This window comes from Alteromonas sp. KUL17 (assembly GCF_006538305.1).
GTDB lineage: Bacteria > Pseudomonadota > Gammaproteobacteria > Enterobacterales > Alteromonadaceae > Alteromonas > Alteromonas macleodii.
Genome location: NZ_BJKJ01000020.1, coordinates 55617 through 71952 on the forward strand (window position 1 = coordinate 55617; position 16336 = coordinate 71952).

The 16336-nt window shown below is 45.0% G+C and carries 14 protein-coding genes and 2 pseudogenes; 9 read left to right on the forward strand and 7 right to left on the reverse strand.

Going from position 1 to position 16336, the window contains the following annotated elements; all coding sequences use genetic code 11:
- Positions 1–8: 8 nt before the first annotated feature.
- Positions 9–1553, reverse strand: a complete 1545-nt coding sequence (locus KUL49_RS15820) for a hydroxymethylglutaryl-CoA reductase (protein WP_039226763.1) — start codon at positions 1551–1553, stop codon at positions 9–11.
- A 418-nt stretch (positions 1554–1971) separates the two neighbouring features.
- Between KUL49_RS15820 and KUL49_RS15825 the strand changes: the two genes are divergently transcribed.
- The 7 genes and pseudogenes from KUL49_RS15825 to KUL49_RS21460 all read left to right on the forward strand — a co-directional run bounded on the left by KUL49_RS15825 (position 1972) and on the right by KUL49_RS21460 (position 8095).
- Positions 1972–3225, forward strand: coding sequence for an HlyD family secretion protein (locus tag KUL49_RS15825; protein WP_075177843.1), 1254 nt, complete (start codon positions 1972–1974; stop codon positions 3223–3225).
- Between the two features lie 2 nt (positions 3226–3227).
- The gene (locus tag KUL49_RS15830) at positions 3228–5495 is read left to right on the forward strand and encodes a peptidase domain-containing ABC transporter (RefSeq protein ID WP_131137915.1); all 2268 of its coding nucleotides are present in this window, start codon (positions 3228–3230) and stop codon (positions 5493–5495) included.
- On the forward strand, positions 5492–5803 hold the full coding sequence (locus KUL49_RS15835; protein WP_014950963.1) for a helix-turn-helix transcriptional regulator: 312 nt from the start codon (positions 5492–5494) through the stop codon (positions 5801–5803). Before KUL49_RS15830 ends, KUL49_RS15835 begins: the two co-directional genes overlap by 4 nt.
- Before the next feature lie 47 nt (positions 5804–5850).
- Complete coding sequence (locus tag KUL49_RS15840; RefSeq protein ID WP_014950964.1) at positions 5851–6057, forward strand: hypothetical protein; 207 nt, start codon at positions 5851–5853, stop codon at positions 6055–6057.
- A 110-nt stretch (positions 6058–6167) separates the two neighbouring features.
- Entirely contained in the window at positions 6168–7169 is a 1002-nt protein-coding gene (locus tag KUL49_RS15845; RefSeq protein WP_131137916.1) for a RimK family alpha-L-glutamate ligase, read from the forward strand.
- Between the two features lie 197 nt (positions 7170–7366).
- A pseudogene (locus tag KUL49_RS21535) lies at positions 7367–7621 on the forward strand (DUF4258 domain-containing protein); the annotation flags it as partial.
- Between the two features lie 30 nt (positions 7622–7651).
- Positions 7652–8095, forward strand: a complete 444-nt coding sequence (locus KUL49_RS21460) for a DNA-binding transcriptional regulator (protein ID WP_014950967.1) — start codon at positions 7652–7654, stop codon at positions 8093–8095.
- Positions 8096–8190: 95 nt separating this feature from the next.
- On the opposite strand, the gene hslU is transcribed toward KUL49_RS21460, so the two are convergent.
- Both hslU and hslV read right to left on the reverse strand, forming a co-directional pair.
- Positions 8191–9519 (reverse strand): HslU--HslV peptidase ATPase subunit, encoded by a 1329-nt coding sequence (gene hslU / locus KUL49_RS15860; protein ID WP_014950968.1) that lies wholly within the window; start codon positions 9517–9519, stop codon positions 8191–8193.
- A gap of 82 nt (positions 9520–9601) precedes the next feature.
- Positions 9602–10126, reverse strand: coding sequence for an ATP-dependent protease subunit HslV (hslV, locus tag KUL49_RS15865; protein WP_014950969.1), 525 nt, complete (start codon positions 10124–10126; stop codon positions 9602–9604).
- A gap of 304 nt (positions 10127–10430) precedes the next feature.
- Between hslV and KUL49_RS15870 the strand changes: the two genes are divergently transcribed.
- Positions 10431–11051, forward strand: coding sequence for a DUF1294 domain-containing protein (locus KUL49_RS15870; protein ID WP_242633857.1), 621 nt, complete (start codon positions 10431–10433; stop codon positions 11049–11051).
- Here the strand turns inward: KUL49_RS15870 and KUL49_RS15875 are convergent.
- The 3 genes and pseudogenes from KUL49_RS15875 to priA all read right to left on the reverse strand — a co-directional run bounded on the left by KUL49_RS15875 (position 11048) and on the right by priA (position 14786).
- Positions 11048–11788: a hypothetical protein gene (locus KUL49_RS15875; protein WP_131137917.1), complete on the reverse strand. Its 741-nt coding sequence runs from the start codon at positions 11786–11788 to the stop codon at positions 11048–11050. The two genes, KUL49_RS15870 and KUL49_RS15875, sit on opposite strands and share 4 nt — an antisense overlap.
- Before the next feature lie 85 nt (positions 11789–11873).
- A pseudogene (locus KUL49_RS15880) lies at positions 11874–12465 on the reverse strand (SPOR domain-containing protein).
- Between the two features lie 131 nt (positions 12466–12596).
- Positions 12597–14786 carry a primosomal protein N' gene (priA, locus tag KUL49_RS15885; RefSeq protein WP_131137918.1) on the reverse strand — a complete coding sequence of 730 codons (2190 nt, stop codon included), beginning with the start codon at positions 14784–14786 and terminating at the stop codon, positions 12597–12599.
- A gap of 448 nt (positions 14787–15234) precedes the next feature.
- Here priA and rpmE point away from each other — a divergent pair, with 448 nt between their 5' ends.
- The gene (rpmE, locus tag KUL49_RS15890) at positions 15235–15447 is read left to right on the forward strand and encodes a 50S ribosomal protein L31 (protein WP_014977577.1); all 213 of its coding nucleotides are present in this window, start codon (positions 15235–15237) and stop codon (positions 15445–15447) included.
- Positions 15448–15652: 205 nt separating this feature from the next.
- On the opposite strand, the gene KUL49_RS15900 is transcribed toward rpmE, so the two are convergent.
- Positions 15653–15970 (reverse strand): hypothetical protein, encoded by a 318-nt coding sequence (locus tag KUL49_RS15900; protein WP_039226843.1) that lies wholly within the window; start codon positions 15968–15970, stop codon positions 15653–15655.
- Between the last annotated feature and the right edge of the window lie 366 nt (positions 15971–16336).

The window sequence follows — 16336 nt, forward strand, 5'->3', positions numbered from 1 at the left end:
CCAAGGCTTTATCTGTTTCGGCCATACTGTTCGTGTGACGACACCCAGTCTGACGAACTAATGGCTGATGCTAGTGATATCTCTCCAGCCAACACCACAGACGCCACAATTTCTGCAAATTTATACACGCGATCTCGCCCGTAGCAATCCAGCAACTCTAAGCACTCGCGCTGTGTACCTATTCCTGTACCACCGCCATACGTCGCTACGATGAGCGATGGAATGGTAATAGACACGTACAGGTCACCGTCGTCTGTTAATTCTGAATACATCATTGCCGCCGACGATTCAGATACGTTTGCAACATCCTGCCCTGTGGCGATAAACATAGCAGTAATACCGTTTGGTGAATGCAGACCCGTGTTATTCACACCAGACAAGAAAGATCCTACGCCAGCTACACGGCCGTGATAATCTATCTGTTTGGGGTCTACGCGCATTACTTCTAATAAATGTTCGCGTTTAATAGTGGCTTCAGCTGTCACCCGTTTACCACGGGTACGCATAATGTTTATTTGAGAGGCCTTTTTGTCTGTAGCAAAGTTAGACTCAAGGTAGAAATTCTCTATCCCCTCATAATGATCAAGTATCCACCCGCATGCTGCGAAGGTAGCACGGCCAACCATGTTTTGACCCGCTGCGTCACCGGTCTTAAAGTTAAAACGCAAAAACGCAAATTTATTCGATAGGAAATGGTCGATATACGTCAGCTTAGCAATACTTGAGGTCGCTTCTGCTTCTTCCTTAATCTTTTCAAAGTTTGCTTTAATCCATTTAACGAAATCTCTAGCACCCCGTGCATTTTCAAAAATAAATACAGGGGCTCGCTGCATAGCATCGTCGACGACCGTTGCCGTTACGCCACCGCTCATGTTAAGCAGCTTCATGCCTCGGTTATACGATGCCACCAGTGTACCTTCGGTTGTCGCTAACGGCACGACAAACTCCCCTTGTGCATGCTCTCCGTTTATCTTCAACGGCCCTGCAATACCGATAGGAACCTGCGCCACGCCAATAAAATGCTCAATATTCCCCTTAAGTGCTTGCGGATCGATTGAGTACTTACCTACGTGATCAATTTTCTTTCCGGTGGCGCTTTCGAAATATTCTTGGCGTGTTTTAATAATACTTTCGCCGTAGTCATCCATGTCGTCACGAGGAATAAAAGCGCTGCGTTGTCCTGGCGCAGTAATATTGTCTTCCACTTCAAATTTAAGCTTTCCAAAAGGCGAAGCAGAAAAGCAAATACCCAGTTTTCGCTTTTCTGGGCACGGCGCTTCATCAATATCTAAATGCACGGTAATGGTTTGACGCAAGCCAAAGGGCTCTCCGTCTGATTTATTTAATGCTTCTACGGAAATACTGGAGTCGGGAGTTAACTGGAGTGAAATTTTATGCTCTGGAATTTTTTCGCCATCAAGAGATATCCACTTTACTTCTTTAATGGTTGCGTCTTTCAATCTGTTTTTCAGAGAAAAAGATAAGCCTTTATCTGTCTTCGTAAGACTTGCGCGTGTATAGAGTTGCTTTAAAAGTATGCTGGGCACAAACATGAGGCTTCCTTCTGTGTGTTCTTACCGTGTTATTTTCATATTCCTTTGTTTTTTATAGCACATTCTTTATACAGTTCTATGACTTCTTTGTATTTTACTGGCAATTATTTGTGTCTGAATCACTTCTAAATTTGAGCCAGCCGCTTTCAAAAATGCGCCAACACCAGTGAAACCGTGTGCTACTGAAATATAGACCTTAGCAGTAATTCATCAAGTTCCCAACCCACCTAAAGTGAACACCGTCACCGCAGTAATGTTGACCACAAGGTATCTGGTAGTAACAAAACGGAGGCGTCAAGGACTGTGATGCCAAGGAGAAAAAGCCTAAACGGAAGTGGCGGCCAGATACCTTTAACGTGACCCAAACAAAGTTAGATAAGCACCGCAACGCAAATGCATAAACAAAAAAGGAATGGAGATGAGAACAGGACTGTTTAGAAAGGAAGTCATTGATGAGCAATCAAATGCTGTTGATGGACGTTTTTTAATGACCCCAAAACCTGTTTATTCTGCAATAGCTGGCCTGCTTGTGGTCTGGATTTTGGCAGTGATTATTTATCTAAATACGGGAAGCTACGCACGAAAGGCATCAGTGAGTGGATGGCTGGAACCCAATCATGGCGTTTTTAAGCTCTATGCCGATGCAAGGCGCGGCAAAGTACTTGATGTATTGGTCAGTGAAGGTCAATTAGTGAGTAAGGGCGCGCCGCTAATTAAGATCAACTACAGTAGCGATGATGCATCAGGTAATAAAGTTAGCACGCAGTTGCTCGCTGAGCTTGAAGCAAAGCAGCATCGAACACGTCAAAGTATTCAACGTCTTGATGTGTTGCATAGAGCGCAGCGACAAGGCTTAGAAGAACAACTGAGCCAAGCCAAACGAGCATTAACGGCTTTAGACGCCATCGTTGAATTGTCGCAAACCCAGTGGGCACTAGCACTAAAGCAGTGGGAGAAAGCGCAAACCTTACTTAATCAAGGGCACATTAGCCAAGCAGACTATGAAAACCATACGCTACAAAGATTGACCGCCGAACAACAGCTTACGTTGGCCCAAAAAGACCAAAATGACGAAAAGGCGAATATCGCTGCTCTCCACCATGAACTTGCCACTTTGCCTCAACAGCAGGCCAATGAAATGGCAAACGTGGAGAACACCTTGAGCGATCTCACGCAGCAAATAGTAAGTCACAAGAGTAACGCAGAAGAAACGATTTATGCGCCTCACAATGGCGTGATATCCGGCCTTCAAGTAAAGGCGGGATATACCATCGATAGCTCTCGCCCGCTTCTTACCTTACTGCCTAAAAATGCCGACATTCAAGCGCGTATTGCAGTTCCCGTGCGGTCTGCTGGATTTTTACGCAAAGGCCAAGCCCTGCATATTCGATACGACGCATTTCCTTATCAAAAATTTGGTGTGCAGTCAGGGGAGATAGTGAACATTTCACCTTCGTTGGTGCTACCTGGTGAGCTTACCGACATCCCTATTTCTATTAGTGAACCCGCTTATCTTGTTACTGCAACGCTAAATACAAAAGAAATATTGGCTTATGGAAACAATATTTCACTGAAAGCTGGGATGACATTTTCTGCAGACGTAGATTTAAGTCAACGTACGTTGATGGAGTGGTTAATGGAACCACTGTATAGCATTACTGGGAAGCTGTAATCATGATGAACATTACACACCCACTTTCAACGCAAATCCTTTATACAAAAAAGCGTGTGCCCGTTGTACTGCAAAGCGAAGCAGCTGAGTGTGGACTTGCTTGTATGACTATGATTGCGCAGTACTATTCTGATAAACGTGATCTAAATGCTCTACGTCAGACTGTGTCTGTGTCGCTACGAGGCACTACGTTAAAAGACGTAATGCGCATTGCCAGTGATTTGGGTTTCCAAACCCGCGCCATCAAGATAGAAATGGAGCACTTAGCGCAATTATCTTGCCCTGCAATTCTACATTGGAACATGAATCACTTTGTTGTGTTAACTAAAGTGAAGGGAAAAACCCTTACCATTCACGACCCCGCGCTTGGAGAAAGAAAACTCACTTATTCTGAGGCGTCGAAGTACATTACCGGTATTGCACTTGAGGTCACGCCTAGCGACACATTTAGTCCCAAGAAGTCCGCGCCACGTTTGGGTCTTAGTCAATTCTTCACTCGAACAACAGGGTTTAAGCGCAATCTTCTAACCCTTTTCGCGTTATCGATTGTGTTGCAGTTATTTGCACTTGCTTCACCCTATTACATGCAAACAGTCGTAGATGATGTATTGATTTACAACAACGATGCATTACTGAAAGCGCTGGCAATAGGGTTTGCCCTGCTACTAATAATAGAAACTTTTACTAGCGGGATAAGAAAGTTCGTTATTCTGTCGGTGTCGTCTCGCCTTCAGCTTCAAATGTCGGCGTCGGTATTTAAGCACTTATTATCGCTTCCGTTGGACTACTTCGACAAGCGACATATTGGCGATGTGGTATCCCGCTTTGGCTCACTGGCGAGTATTCGTGAGTTCCTAACCACTGGCCTGGTTACTGCGCTGTTAGACGGGCTTATGGCAGTGATCACACTAGCAGTAATGATTTTATATTCTCACAAACTCACGCTTGTTGTAGTGGCAATCATGCTTGCCTACCTCGCCGTTCGTCTTGGACTGCTGCCGTTTATTAAACGTCTTACCACTGAACGCATTGCGCTTGCAGCATTAGAACAAAGTCACTTTATGGAAAGCGTACGCGCTATCCTACCTATTCGCGTATACAGCCAAGAAGTACAGCGCCACGGGCAGTGGCAAAACAAGCTTGTCGCCACGCTAAACAAAGACATCACTCTTGGAAAAATCAACATAGGCAGCGCACTGACCAATCAGCTATTGTTTGGCGCTGAAAATTTGGTCGTTGTGTATATTGGTGCCAGCCTGGTTATGGAAGGAACCCTTTCGATAGGGATGCTGCTGGCATTTATGGCGTACAAAGCTCGCTTTGTCAGCGCATTAGATGGCGTGGTTAACAAGCTGATTGAGCTTAGTATGTTAGGTGTTCACTTCAACCGCTTAAGCGACATTTTACTTACACCATCACAGCATAAGCCTCTGTCGTTAAAAGCTAAGGACGATACATTTGAAAAACAAAACGTTCATTTTAGTTATGCAGACGTCCCCAACTCATCCACGTCCAACTCACTTGCACCTAACGTTTTAACGCCTGATGGCGCAAGTACGCCCTCGCTTCTTGATGCCAAAACTCGCCCTGTAGCGCTTAAAGCGACGGCGCTCAGTTATCGCTACAGTGAAACCAATGCGTGGGTGTTTAAAAATCTAATGTTCTCGGTACATCGCGGAGAGATCGTCGCAATCACAGGCGATAGCGGCTGTGGAAAAAGCACAATGCTTAAGTGCCTGATGGGACTGTACCCTGTTTCAGAAGGCAATATCGAACACCCAAGCTCTACAAACCCAGTCATCGCGTCAGTGCTTCAGGAGGATACCTGTTTAAGCGGCACCATCGCGCAAAATATCTGTTGTTTTGAAGAAGCTCCCGACCTCAAGAAAATGGTTTACGTCGCTCAGCTTGCCTGTATCCATGAAGACATCATGCAGATGCCTATGCAATACCACTCCTTGGTCGGTGATATGGGTAGCAGCTTAAGTGGTGGTCAAAAACAGCGTCTGCTTCTTGCAAGAGCGCTTTACCAAGAGCCAGACATTTTATTTTTAGACGAAGCAAGCAGTCACCTAGATATGGAAAACGAGGCTCAGATAAATCATCACCTTAAGTCTCTAAATATGACGCGAATTATTGTGGCACATCGCCCTCAATCAATTGCCATGGCAGACAAGGTTTATCGTCTGGAAAACGGCAACTTACATCTATGCCCTCCCACTGAAGTAACAGGAAGCGCAACATCAGGTAAACACGGAGAAACACTATGAAAACACATGAAATCAGAGAACCCGCAGTATTGATGACAGCAGCTGAACGCATGCAAATAGATGCGAACGGCATTACCGCTCGGAACAGCGTTATCCCCATTGACTGTTTATCAAAACGCGAACTACAAGTTGCACACAAAATAATGGAAGGACGCTCAAATAAGGTTATTGCCTCAGAGCTATTCATCAGTGAAAGGACCGTCAAATTTCACTGCGCCAACATTTACAAAAAGCTCAACATTAGCAACCGTTCTGTGCTTATTGCCTGCTGTTTTAGAACCCTTTACCAAGAAGTGGCTTCGCTGTAAGCGTGTCCACTTCATTACTCACCACGCCACTACAAGGAGCGTACATTATGAAAAACCATCCATTAACTCAGAACCAACCAGCAAATTCTAAGCTTGCTACCGTTGCTGAATCTCAGCTATTTGAGGTATCCGGCGGACTACGAGCTCGCCTAAGTGAAAGTGTGCCGGTAGTCGGTCCAACACCTAAAGAGCCCGTTTACATAACCATGGCTATTGGTGAAGGCGGCGGCAAACTACCTGATATTTTGTCGTAACTTACCGCTTATCAAAGTCAACACATGGATACGGTTTAGGCAGTATCCCATGTGTTGCTTTAAGGGCTACTAGATTCTTTGAACACTTACAACGCTAGCAAGGAACGCAAATGCACGTCGCACTACTAGGCAGTGAGCAAGACCCACAAATTCAACATATAGCCAAAGCACTTCACCAAAATAACACGCCCTTTTATTTCGCCAATACGCAACATTTTGGTTCTACTTGGAAGATCAGCTATGACCCTGACTTCGATGACGGGCTAATTCATTTCAATTCGCCTTCACTTTGCGACCAACCTAGAGTTACGTTCTCGAATACCCAGGCCGCTTATTGGCATGAGTACCTACCTGGCATACCGCTAAAAGCCCCTCGTGATAATGCTAAAAACGATGCCAGTGCAGATGCTCAAACACAAGGTGATAGACCTCATGATGGTGAATCTACTTTGCTAGAAAACGCAGGGTGGGTTGAGCAAGAGCGAGCAAGTACGCTACTTTGCTGGTTCAGCTATGGCGACATTAAATGGGTGAACTCTATCGACGCTGTTCGAAGCCACCAGTGTAAACCTTATCAATCGCGTATTGCTGGCAAACTAGGAGCACATATTCCCTACACCTTTGTTGGCAATGCACCCGAGGTTGCTTCGCAGTTTTGTAGCAATATGCGAGACGTTATTTACAAGCCCGTACGCGGCGGTCGTACCGCACAGTTTGTGAATAAACAACCAAACATGCGCCCACTACTTAATACGCTTTTAGGTGAGCGCCCTGTTACCTTTCAAAAATATATAGCGGGTGTGAATGTACGAAGCTATGTGCTTGGCAATGACGTACTCAGCGTACAAATCGACTCAAGTGAATTAGATTACAGGAATGACGACAATGCGAGCATATCGGTGACCCTAGTGCCCAGCGACGTTAAGCAGTTAGCTATCAAAATATGCAAAGCATTAGGTATGCACTGGTGTGCAATCGACTGGCGTAAAAGTGCGAAGGGAAAATACTTTTTTCTAGAGGCAAACCCCAGCCCTTACTTCCTAAAAGTAGAGAACGATACCGGTCTAGATATAACAGAAAAATTGGTAGCACTGCTGGTAAAGACTTCGTAGTAGCAAGCAGGACGTTTAGAGGCTAATTGGGTTTCCAAAACAAATTTGCGATTGTTTAGAAGCCTTTACGCAATCATTGACAATACCCCAACATCCTATCAATATGATAGGATGAATTTCAAAAGGCATTCATGGCTAATCACAATCCCCAAGGAATTAATGAATTCCCTCTTACAGAGGAAACTGCCAGAAAAATAATGAATGACCTCGCAGAAAACTATACTCACCGGATTCGGTGGACTAAACATGTTAAACAGCGCATGCATGAGCGAGGAATCACTACAGGTCAGGTGATCACTTTATTAAAAAGTAAGCACTCAGTATTTAGAGAGGGGCCATATCTTGATATTTCTGGAGACTGGAAATTTAATTTGAAAGGTTTAGCTGCGGGCAAAGTTATCGAACTCACTGTTGCACTTAAAAATCATCATGATAGTCCAATGTCATTTCTAATTACTGTATGGATAAGTAGAGAGGGTAAAATGTACCATTACACTGAAAGCGGGTTATCAAATGTATACCTGAAAAACGGTGTTACCGTTGAAGTTGTAGACGGTGAAGAATATACAAGCATTGACGATATGAACGGTCTTCATAGTGCGATAGCACAGACAATTGTTAATACCAACAAGCCTCTTGCTCATGATGAGTTTAAATTCTTACGTGTAGAACTAAATGTTTCTCAAAAAATGCTGGCGAATCGTTTTGGTGTTGATGAACAGACCATTGCGCGTTATGAGAAAGGTCAAACAAAAATTCCACGGACAACAGATGCTGCCTTAAGAGCCTTATACATGGAAAGCCAAGAGAAGAATAATCCCGTAAGTTACTTTCTTGATTTACTAGCAAATACCCAAGCGGAAGAAGCTGCAAAAATAATTCGTCTTGAAGAAGTCGAAGACCATTGGGAAAAAGTAGAATGGTAAAAAAGCCGACTTAACGTCGGCTTTTTAATTCTTGTTCATGTAGAAGGGTTAGTTGAACATATCAACTAACGGGAAAACTTCTACTTAGCGCTAAATTACAAGATAAAGCGCGACAGATCTTCGTTATCTACCAAGGTTTCTAGGTGGCTGTTAACGTAGTCTGCATCAATCACGAACGACTCACCGCTCTTTTCAGAGGCGTCAAACGAGATGTCTTCCATAAGGCGCTCTAGGACGGTGTGCAAACGGCGGGCACCAATATTTTCAGTGCGCTCATTCACCTGCCATGCCGCTTCGGCTATACGCTGAATACCAGAATCGTCGAAACTAATATCCACGCCTTCTGTCTTCATTAGCGCAATGTACTGGTGAGTTAATGACGCATTCGGCTCGGTAAGAATGCGCTTGAAGTCACCGACTTTAAGGGCAGATAGCTCAACGCGAATTGGAAGACGCCCCTGAAGCTCTGGAATAAGGTCAGACGGCTTGCTCATTTGGAATGCACCCGAAGCGATAAACAAGATATGGTCAGTTTTAACCATGCCGTGTTTTGTCGATACCGTTGAACCTTCCACAAGTGGAAGCAAGTCACGCTGAACACCTTCGCGAGACACATCGGCCGACGAGTTGCCCTCACGCTTACAGATTTTGTCAATTTCGTCGATAAACACAATACCGTGCTGCTCTACCGACTCAATGGCTTTTTCTTTCAAATCTTCTTGATTCACAAGGCGTGCAGCCTCTTCTTCAATAAGTAGTTTGAACGCTTCTTTAATTTTCAGCTTCTTCTTTTTCTTTTGCGAACCCGACAAGTTCTGGAACATGCCCTGAAGCTGATTGGTCATTTCTTCCATACCTGGAGGCGCCATAATTTCTACGCCCACCTGCGGAAGTGCCACATCAATTTCAATTTCTTTGTCGTCTAAGTCGCCCTGACGAAGCTTTTTACGAAACGCTTGGCGCGTACCGCGATCTTCAACGTTTTCCTTATTACCCCATGCATCTTCTGGTGGAGGCAGCAAAACGTCTAAAATGCGCTCTTCCGCTGCTTCTTCTGCGCGGAATTTCACCTTTTTCATTTCATTTTCTTTCGTCATCTTCACCGCAATATCAGCAAGATCACGAATGATGGTCTCAACTTCTTTACCTACATAGCCCACTTCAGTGAACTTAGTCGCTTCAACTTTAATGAACGGCGCGTTGGCAAGTTTTGCTAAACGGCGGGCTATTTCAGTTTTACCCACACCCGTAGGGCCAATCATCAAAATATTTTTTGGCGTAACTTCTTGGCGCAGCTCAGGTTCAAGCTGCATACGACGCCAGCGATTTCGAAGTGCAATAGATACAGCGCGCTTGGCATCTTGTTGACCAATAATATGTCGGTCTAACTCGTGAACAATTTCTCTTGGTGTCATTTCAGACATGAATAAACCCTTTTCTAACAGCGCTTGCTGTACTCAAATTCATACGAGCGACAGCAAGCCGATAACAGCACTCAGCTATTACTTAGTAATCTAGTACATCAACCGTTTGGCTATGGTTAGTGAATACGCAAATATCACCCGCTATGGTCAACGCTTTTTCAGCAATTTCTTTCGCGCTTAGTTCTGTATTTTCAAGTAGTGCAGTAGCTGCGGCTTGCGCGTAGTTACCACCAGAGCCAATCGCAATAAGATCTTGTTCTGGCTGTACAACATCACCATTACCGGTAATGATAAACGATGCGGTTTCGTCTGCTACGGCAAGCAATGCCTCTAGTTTGCGAAGCGCCCTGTCAGTCCGCCAATCTTTGGCGAGCTCTACTGCCGCTTTGGTCAAATGGCCTTGGTGGGCTTCAAGCTTTGCTTCAAAGCGCTCAAACAGCGTAAATGCGTCGGCCGTGCCACCAGCAAAGCCCGCTAAAATCTTGTCGTGGTATAAACGGCGCACTTTGCGCGCATTACCTTTCATTACGGTATTGCCCAGTGATACCTGTCCGTCACCGGCCATTACCACTTGATTCCCACGTCGTACAGATACAATCGTTGTCACGTTAATTCCCCGTTTGGCTGGGCGCTGCTGCGTTTTTCGTCTAGCAAAGGCAGCAGCGTTCAAATTCAATAACAAATAAGTGGGGGAAGGCTTTTTAATTTCAAGGGTAATACAAAAGAATGTGCGCTCTGAGCTGCCTACTATATGGGCTTAGCGTGTTCGCTAGTGTATTGAATACACCATTTATTGAGTGCATACTCTCGCCAACACACTCTATGGCCAAGTGAAATAATGCCTAGGTGATAGAGCACAGATAAAGTAGCAGCAATGAAGACGCTACATTATGGTTTTTAAAGGAGTGGTAGTGAAGTATCAGGGAAGAATTCAACAGTGGGATGATGCTAAAGGTTATGGTTTTGTAGAGCCTAACGGTGGAGGCACGCGCGCGTTTACTCATATCAAAGCGTTTAAACAACGCTCTAGGCGCCCTGTTAATGGCGACATTATTGTTTATGAAGTTGAGCAGGATAGAAATGGTAATCACCGCGCCTGCAACATCAGCTTACTCAAGGATCACAAAGCAAAACGTTTACGCGCCAATAAGCCAACCTCGCAAAGAAAACGTAATGTTATCGTACTGAGTATTTTCTCCGGTGCACTTGCGTTATTTACATTGTCAGGTCGGCTACCGTTTATAGTATCTATCGTTTATGGCGCGGTAAGTTTGCTTACCATACTGTTTTACGGCATAGACAAATCGGCTGCAAAAAAGGAAAAACGGCGAGTTTCAGAGGCAAAACTGCATATATTAAGCTTATTGGGAGGTTGGCCTGGTGCATTGCTAGCCCAACAGATTTTTAAACATAAGCGTAGTAAATCGTCATTTATGAGAGTTTATTGGGTAACGGTTTTGGTTAATCTCATTTTGCTTGGGCTAATTGCATTTGAAGTGATTAATACGCAGGCATTCATGGTTGAAATTTAGCGAAATCGATACCCTTCAATGTAAAAACCAAAACCACTTTCGTAGCCCTTAACATACACCCATCCTTTATTCGGTAGGCGTTTGTGCTCACTTTCCCTTAAGCATAATCGCCCATCAGACAGGGGACCGTTCTCTTTTAGCAAAAGTGGATGTCGACAGTGCTTAGAGCCGCTTCCTTTTTCATAAGCAAATTTTCTTTCTGTTTCTTGTTTATCGGACGCTAAGTGAAGCGTGTAGGGCAATGCCGTATCAACAAAACTAAACCACAAGAAAAAGGCTAATAGCGGCATGCCAAATAACGTCATTTTTCCACGCAAATCTTTAGTTACATACTGCGCGTATCGTTTATCAACAAAAATAGTGAGGTAATAAAAGGCGCTATAAACAACAGTGAGAAGTACGATGGCCCAATTCGAATTGTCTAGCCAAGAATTGATCACAATAAAATCGGTTAAAACACTTACGAACATTGCGCCAATAAGTACTAAAAAAGTACCGTTACTGATACGTGTTATTGGATGAAGCTCAGACCACTTAGGTCGAGTAAAATACTCTTCTTGAAGGGCGCTATCCGTATTATTCTCAGGTGGCAGCGTTGCCCGCTTAGCAGCGAGCTCATTTTTTGCTGCCTGATAGCGTTCTGGAAAGGCCTGCTTATCAATATTTTCCAGAACGTCCTCAAGCTCTTCTATGCTATAAGCGGCGTAATTTGGTTGTTCGGTGATGGCAATACTCATTGATACTTCCTTGTAAACGCATTCTTTCTCTACGCGCTATTTCAGCGCCATATGCACCGCATTAAGTGTTACCTACAATAAACTGCTACAAATTCCAGTACCAAATTTGGCATGTCGCAATGTTCACTTTACGCAGACTGTGCTTGGCTTTTTCTGCATCACGCTTAGACTCGTAAGGGCCCAGAATAACGCGGAACCAATCGCCGTTGCTGCCAGTGCTGTGTCTGATAAGCGCCTCTAAACCTTGGAATGCAATTTTGGCTTTCATCTCTTCAGCCTGCGCGCGGGTTCTAAACGAGGCGCACTGCATTAAATAGCGTTTGTCAGATTTTTCTTGCTCTTTGACCTCAACTTCTACTTCATATCCTGGAAGGGTCTTAATGTACTCCCATTCTTCTTCAGGAAGCTCAGGTAACGTCTCTTCTGTAGGAGCTACAGGTCGTGAAGCTTGTGTATCCACGTCGTCTTCTACATTGTCTTTTATTGACCACAAAAATGCACCAAAGCCAATCACCAATGCGAATACGCCAACAAGGCGCACAATAGGAAGTTTTCCAGAAACCGGGGCGTTAGATTGCGCATTTGATTGAGCGCTTCTGGCCGGTTTTTCTACCTTTACCAGCAGGCTTCTTTTTTTGAGGAGAGCGTCCACGAGAGACATAATCGCGTTGAGCCATAGTCGGCAATATTCCTACTTGTTATCGTTGTTTGTATGCGTAAGAAAACGTCATATACCAAATCTTTATGAAGCAGCAGCTTTCCTGCACTTCAATCCTGCAGAAATTTTAACGTATTGCTACCCAACAAGCTAACTGAAATCGGTAGGATCAATATCTATCGACCACCTTACCTTCATTGCCTGTGGCAACGCCTGTAAAAATGGCAGCGCCAAACGCAGCGCATTGTGAAGCGGCGCACGCTTTTCATGACTGCATACCAGCATAAACCGAAACCTGCCTTGCCGCTTTTCAATCAAACAAGGAAACGGGCCATTTAACGCAATAGCATGCTGCTGGTGAAATACTTGCTTGCTGTCTTGTAAAAAGCGATAGGCCAAACTGCTGTCGGTCGCTTCTGCGCGAATGACAAACTGGCTAATAAAAGGGGGAAGCCCTGCCGCTTTTCGCTCCATTAAAGCGTGTCTGGCGAAATGCCCATAGCCGTTATGTACTAAATCTTGTAGCAAAGGATGGTGGGGATTGTGAGTTTGCAGCCACATTTCACCGGGTTTACTAGCGCGCCCTGCTCTTCCTGCAAGCTGAGTTACAAGCTGAGCGAGCTTTTCTGGTGCTCTAAAATCGGCACTAAAAAGTGCGCCATCACAATCTAGCACCGCCACTAAGGTTACATGCGGAAAATGGTGACCTTTTGATAGTATTTGGGTACCTACCAGCAGCTGGTACTCTTGGCGGTTTATTGCTTCTAGCGTCTGGTGCAGTTTGTCTTTGCCCCGCACGGTATCGCTGTCTATTCGTACCTGCTTAACACCGGGAAATAAGCTTGTAAGACCTTGCTCGACTTGCTCGGTGCCCGTACCCGCCGTAACTAATTCATTGTGATGGCACGCTTCGCAGTTTGATGGCATTGAGCGCATGCTGCCGCAGTGATGACACTGCAAACGGTTCTGCGCTTTATGCACCGTATACGGGCGGTCACAACGCTTACACATGACGGTTTCGCCGCAGTGATGGCAAAGCAGCGCTGGCGCATAGCCTCTGCGATTCACAAACACCAATACCTGATTTCCCGCGTTGATATGCTGGCGCATTATCGTTAGCAAGCCTTGCGAAATACCGTAGTGAATGGGTTGGTCACGCGCGTCCAACACATGCTGATACGTGCTTTTCGCCCCTCCCGCTCGCTTAGTTAACTGCAAATGGGCATAGCGACCGCTTAGCGCATTATTAAGTGTTTCGAGTGCGGGCGTGGCGCTGCCTAATAAAAGAGGAATATTGTGCTGCTTAGCCCGCATGGCTGCTAGGTCACGGGCGTGATAGCGAAGTCCATCTTGTTGTTTAAAAGACTCGTCGTGCTCTTCATCCACAATCAGCATGCCGGGGTTGTGCAGCGGCGTGAAAATAGCCGAGCGGGTACCGATGATTATCCCGAGTTCACCAGCTCTTGCTCGCTGCCACACCTGTAGCCGTTCTTTATCAGAAAGCTGAGAGTGTAAAACGCCCACTGCAATACCAAAGCGCTTTTCAAAACGTGACACCGTTTGCGGCGTAAGCCCAATTTCTGGCACAAGTATAAGCACTTGTTTTCCGTCGCGCAGTAAGGGTTCGATGGCTTGAAGGTACACTTCCGTTTTACCGCTACCGGTAACCCCTTCAAGCAAACTTACAGCGAAATTGCCCTGCTGACGATTAAGTGCGGCAATGGCAACCGACTGCTCAGTATCTGGAATTGGCTTTTCAGACACCGATAACGAGGCAAGCCAACTGCCTGACTTAAATTCAGGCGCGACTTCTTCAATGCTTATCAATGACTTTTCGACAAGTGCTTTGACCGCAGGTGCGCCATACTGCTTGCGCGCTTGGGACGCTAATAAGGCACCACCGGCCAGTGCAGTAAAACAGGCTTGTTGTTTAGGCGCCCGCGATAACGTGTCTGCAGTCGTTTGCTTACCTTCTTCGGTAAGCATTAACATGTCTTGGGGTGTTGGCGCTGCTGACTCGCCTTTGCGTAATAAGACAGGCAGCATGGCGTGTAGCACTTCACCCGGCGCATGATGATAGTACTGCCACAGCCATTGGGCCATTTTCAACAACACCCCATCTATAATAGGGCTATCGTCCAGTACCGACTCAATGGCTTTTAGCTTGTTGGAGTTTTCAATGTCGCTTTCAGGTTTGTGTAGGGTTTCAACAACTACGCCCACAAGTTTGCGCGGACCGAAAGGCACAACCACTCTTACACCCGCACTTAGTGCGTTATCGTGGGTATACGTGAAAAGTTGGCGCAGTGGCACTGGCACGGCAACTTGGATAAAGGCCATTGCGAAGGTTCTACCTTATTTGACGATTGTTACAGCGCGTAATGCGCTTACTAAGCTTCTTATGTTGAAACTAATTATACTGAGGCTTCTTGCAGACCTATACGTTACAGCAAGTTGAGCTGCTAACAGCTAGCTACACATTTTGCCACTAGAGCATCTGGCCCAGTCTTGAAAGACAAATATTTAAACATACTTTACAGGTAAGCATAAAAGGAATGTTTTTTGTTTGGCCTTTTTATACGGCTACCTTTTTATACGGCTGCCTTGTCTAGCTCTCTTGTTTAGCATTTGGCCAAAAACCGCTTGATCAAGGCCCTGCCATCCTTTATTATGCGCCGCTCTTTTGCGATAGGCTGTTCTTTGAACGACTTATCATTTGAATTAAGTAACGTATGGTGTGCGACTTCGGGTTGTATAGCGATACGGCCTTATTATGTGAGGTAACCCAATGAAACAAGATATCCACCCAAAATACGAAGCAATCACAGCAACTTGCTCATGTGGTAACGTAATGAACATTCGCTCTACGCTTGGTAAAGACATCAACCTAGACGTATGTTCTTCGTGTCACCCATTCTACACTGGTAAGCAACGTAACGTTGACACTGGTGGTCGTGTTGATCGCTTCAAGAAGCGTTTCGGTGCATTGGGCAAAAAGTAAGCCTGATATCGAGTTCGAAAAAAGCGCCTTTATGGCGCTTTTTTATTGCTTAAAATTCACGCTTCACACAAACAAGGTGTGCCAAACAGCGCTTTACCGCCGTTATCCTACGTCAGGCCAGTACCTAGCCAGTGTAACAAGCCCTGCAACTCGCCTTTCTGAAAACGTTTTTAGCTTAATTTGCAACATTCAGCGTAACCTGAACTCAGTGAAGGTTTTTAACATTAGATAAATGCCTATCCCAATTGCCGCCACTCACTTTCTTACACTCTTCTTCGCTATCAAAATAAATACCAACGGGTGCTGACTTAATTGACGCTAAAGCAATATTCACTTGGTTTATGAAGTCTATATCCCAACCATTAGTTAACGCCCGCTGCTTCTCCTGCTCAGTATTAAACACGGCAATCACTTGCGGCGCTCTCCAATGCCCTACGTGAGTTAGCCAAACAAATCCATTATTGGTAGATTTTACGCTTTCGCACACATCGGTTAGCACGGTTATTAGTTTTCTTTCTGTCATATCCTCGCCTTCAGCGCGAATTTTGAGTGGGCTTTCACAGGATTGTATCAGAAATATTGGATGGAGAATTAACGAGGTGTCTCCCTTCGTTCTATTTTCCTGATTTGGGTTTCTGTCCAATGCATTTATGAGAACGTAGATCCCTTTGATAGCTTTGTTTTTATCCTCCACACAATAGACCTACAGAATGTTATGACAAGTCAAAATAAATAGCATGAATGGCAATTATAGCCCCATTTTACTGGTCTAATTAGTACGCCTAACCTACATTGGTATATGAGAATTCTGATCAGATATGTACACAGTGATTGGCTGTGTTAGAGTTGCGATCGGCACTTTGATAGTGAGCATTAATTCTGTGAATAA

Bases quoted from the DNA above. Each gene is read 5' to 3' on its own strand.
- KUL49_RS15820 (WP_039226763.1), bottom strand. From the start codon at position 1,553: ATGTTTGTGCCCAGCATACTTTTAAAGCAACTCTATACACGCGCAAGT.
- KUL49_RS15825 (WP_075177843.1), top strand. From the start codon at position 1,972: ATGAGAACAGGACTGTTTAGAAAGGAAGTCATTGATGAGCAATCAAAT.
- KUL49_RS15830 (WP_131137915.1), top strand. From the start codon at position 3,228: ATGATGAACATTACACACCCACTTTCAACGCAAATCCTTTATACAAAA.
- KUL49_RS15835 (WP_014950963.1), top strand. From the start codon at position 5,492: ATGAAAACACATGAAATCAGAGAACCCGCAGTATTGATGACAGCAGCT.
- KUL49_RS15840 (WP_014950964.1), top strand. From the start codon at position 5,851: ATGAAAAACCATCCATTAACTCAGAACCAACCAGCAAATTCTAAGCTT.
- KUL49_RS15845 (WP_131137916.1), top strand. From the start codon at position 6,168: ATGCACGTCGCACTACTAGGCAGTGAGCAAGACCCACAAATTCAACAT.
- KUL49_RS21460 (WP_014950967.1), top strand. From the start codon at position 7,652: ATGTACCATTACACTGAAAGCGGGTTATCAAATGTATACCTGAAAAAC.
- hslU (WP_014950968.1), bottom strand. From the start codon at position 9,519: ATGTCTGAAATGACACCAAGAGAAATTGTTCACGAGTTAGACCGACAT.
- KUL49_RS15875 (WP_131137917.1), bottom strand. From the start codon at position 11,788: ATGAGTATTGCCATCACCGAACAACCAAATTACGCCGCTTATAGCATA.
- priA (WP_131137918.1), bottom strand. From the start codon at position 14,786: ATGGCCTTTATCCAAGTTGCCGTGCCAGTGCCACTGCGCCAACTTTTC.
- rpmE (WP_014977577.1), top strand. From the start codon at position 15,235: ATGAAACAAGATATCCACCCAAAATACGAAGCAATCACAGCAACTTGC.
- KUL49_RS15900 (WP_039226843.1), bottom strand. From the start codon at position 15,970: ATGACAGAAAGAAAACTAATAACCGTGCTAACCGATGTGTGCGAAAGC.